Origin of the sequence: Alteromonas sp. CNT1-28, from assembly GCF_022348345.1 — a bacterium.
GTDB lineage: Bacteria > Pseudomonadota > Gammaproteobacteria > Enterobacterales > Alteromonadaceae > Alteromonas > Alteromonas macleodii.
In genome coordinates, this window is record NZ_JAKREZ010000082.1 from 1 (window position 1) to 2667 (window position 2667).

Genomic DNA, 2667 nt, shown 5'->3' on the forward strand with positions numbered 1-2667 from the left:
AGTAAACGAGTTCTAAAAAGGCAACGGTATTGATCTTGAAATAGTGGTCAAAGGACTATCTTTTTTCATTGACAGCCCGGAGGCTCATATGTGTTAGGTTTTCTCTTGCTGTGAGATAGTGTGCCCATTCTGAGGAAAGTAAACAACTGTTCCTTTTTTGTTTGTAGCCGCGCAGTTTCTAGCACCGCAAAATAGAATGAATAGCGATTCATTTTCATAAGATTTGAGGTTTAACCTTCCAGCTTTTCCTTTTGCTATCGACTCTTGAATTTTTATAGCCTCCTGTTTACCTTTTGATTCAAAGTAAGTCATTCCTATAAAGAAGCTGAAAATAATAAAGACAGTTAACCAAGATAAACGTACTCTTTTTGTGTGCTTTAGCTCAAGAGCAGTGGGCGTTCTCTGCTTGAGTTTAAAAAAACGCCTAAACTTTACAATACGTTTCCCTGCCCCAAAACGAGAACGAACTAACCTGCTCAACTCTATTTTGTATGTGGAATGGACTGTAATTAATATAGCCAAAGCAATGGGAAAAAGCATGATAGTGTTAATGTTAAGGATCATTCCGTGATACAAAATTTGATGGAAATTTCTATCCAGAACATCACTATCTAGTGACAACGCACCAAAATATCCATGTATGTAAGCAGTGCTTGAGCAATACAAAAACACAGTTGAAAATGTAAGGATTAATGCGCTATCTAAAAATCTAATAATAATGTCTCCAGAAAACTTAACTTTTAGATAAGGGGCGCAAGCATGTGGGGCATAATGGCGAAGCCGGCCCGCATGTATGCGTCCCAGCCCGCGCAGCGGGCGAACTTAATTTTTTTGTTAGGTGCCATGCTAGGGAATACCTATGTCCCACAATTGCTGTTCACTTAAAAGCAAAATGTCTTGTGTTTCGGAGTATCGAATGCCTAAACAGGTACTCGTAGAGACTAGCCACCCTTTTTCCTTTAGCTCAAAAACAACAACGCTATCTTTGCCATGAAAATCCTTCCAGCAATTCAACCGATAAATAGTGCTACCAAGAGCACATTCTTTGTTGGTGAAAAGCAAGTCGTCATCTTCAGTAGCAATATACTGTTCGCGAAGCTTTTCTAAAAAAGAGACTGGATTCATAACTGTCCACTTGGCACTTAACTTTTAAATAAGGGGCGCAGGCATGAGGGCTAATATCCGAACGAAGTGAGCAGCCCACATGTTTGCGTCCCAGCCCGCGCAGCGGGCGAACTTAATTTTTTTGTTATGTCTCATTGGGAAAAAACTTCCTTGAATATGCTCGGAGCACAATAGTCATTTAAGCTGATCACTACGAAGTGCTTTCTCACAAGTCCCGCATCTATTTCATACCATGCCTTTGTTTGGTTATCTTCTTCATACAAGTCTAGAGGGAAGATGAATGTTGGTTCTTCAAGGCTGTCTGATACCAGCAATACTGAATAAGAACTTTGACCTTCAATGCTCTCTGGTAATTTAATAGTTACAAAGAAGTTTGAATCTCTAAGGGTTGTATCAATAGTAACATTTTTGGCATGTTTGGAATTGAACTGTTCGCGCATTTCATCGGTTACTATGCAGGATGAGGCAAGACAGCCAAAATTGACTAATAGAAGTAATAAAAAAATTAACCGCATTTATCAATTCCTTCTGAGACATAACATTAAGCTAAGCGGCGCAGTTGCGTGGGGCATAATGGCGAAGCCGCCCCGCGTAAATGCGTCCGAGCAACCGAAGGGAGTGGTCTTAAGCGCCTATTGATTGTTAACACAAACAAGCGAAACGACTGAGCAGTGACGGTTTTGATTTGACTGATGTTAGCCGCCATCTGAGCTATCGAGTGTAATGGCGCTTGCTGACTTAAAATAAGAACTTGGCGATAAAGCGCCTATTACACTACCTTTGAATAGAAAGCGGCGGATTCAAACCTACCACAAGCCAGAGCGATGCTAATGAAAACAGGAGAGGGTAGTTCCACCGGGATTTTCATAAAGCCAAACGCAGTTTAGGCTGACGCCTTATAACATCCACAAATGTATTGGATATCATGCTCTTACAAGACTGATAACAATTAAATTAAACATCTTTGATGCATATTACTAAGAATTCTCTTTAATAACGGGCACATTTTGTAAGCTAATATTTCATTATCAATAAGTTATCAGTTTTATATGCTTGAATTTGCTGATTACTAAGACTTCTCATTAAATCCAAAGTTAAACTGTGCTCTATTGTCTCTAGAACTGGGGCTTACAGCGTATTTTTGAGGAAATTTCTTGTGTGGTTACTAAGAACTCTTATTAATAACATAATATAAACTGACTAATGCTTCTGTATCTACTGGGCTACAACTCCATTTATCCAATTTTATGATGCGTGTTACTGAGACTTCTCAGTAATTACACAACATCATTGATTGGAGGATTGTTATGGGTCAAAGCCCTTTCATAGAAAAAATTCGAGCTATTTTGCGGACTAAGCATTACTCAATTCAGACCGAAAAAACCTACTTACTGTGGATAAAGCGTTTTATTATTTTTAACCAAAAACGTCACCCCGAAGAACTAGGTGAGCAGGAAGTGACAGACTTCCTAACATACTTGGCTGTTAAGCGGCATGTAACCTCATCCACCCAAAATCTCGCTCTGTGTGCAATTGTCTTTA

Annotated in this window: 4 protein-coding genes; 1 reads left to right on the plus strand and 3 read right to left on the minus strand. The window is 39.3% G+C overall.

The features are described from left to right. Positions 1–93 precede the first annotated feature (93 nt). The 3 genes from MHN02_RS21345 to MHN02_RS21355 form a co-directional block, all read right to left on the minus strand. Complete coding sequence (locus MHN02_RS21345; protein WP_156080668.1) at positions 94–621, minus strand: hypothetical protein; 528 nt, start codon at positions 619–621, stop codon at positions 94–96. A 225-nt stretch (positions 622–846) separates the two neighbouring features. After that, positions 847–1125, minus strand: a complete 279-nt coding sequence (locus MHN02_RS21350; RefSeq protein WP_049587370.1) for a hypothetical protein — start codon at positions 1123–1125, stop codon at positions 847–849. Between the two features lie 131 nt (positions 1126–1256). After that, complete coding sequence (locus tag MHN02_RS21355; RefSeq protein WP_049587371.1) at positions 1257–1640, minus strand: hypothetical protein; 384 nt, start codon at positions 1638–1640, stop codon at positions 1257–1259. Between the two features lie 792 nt (positions 1641–2432). On the opposite strand from MHN02_RS21355, the gene MHN02_RS21360 reads away from it, so the two are divergent. Then, positions 2433–2667, plus strand: a 235-nt coding sequence (locus MHN02_RS21360; RefSeq protein ID WP_239247954.1) for a phage integrase N-terminal SAM-like domain-containing protein, incomplete at its 3' end; no start/stop codon positions are given.

What these genes read in the sequence shown, in the direction of transcription:
- MHN02_RS21350 (WP_049587370.1), bottom strand. Translation starts at nt 1,125, where the DNA reads ATGAATCCAGTCTCTTTTTTAGAAAAGCTTCGCGAACAGTATATTGCT.
- MHN02_RS21355 (WP_049587371.1), bottom strand. Translation starts at nt 1,640, where the DNA reads ATGCGGTTAATTTTTTTATTACTTCTATTAGTCAATTTTGGCTGTCTT.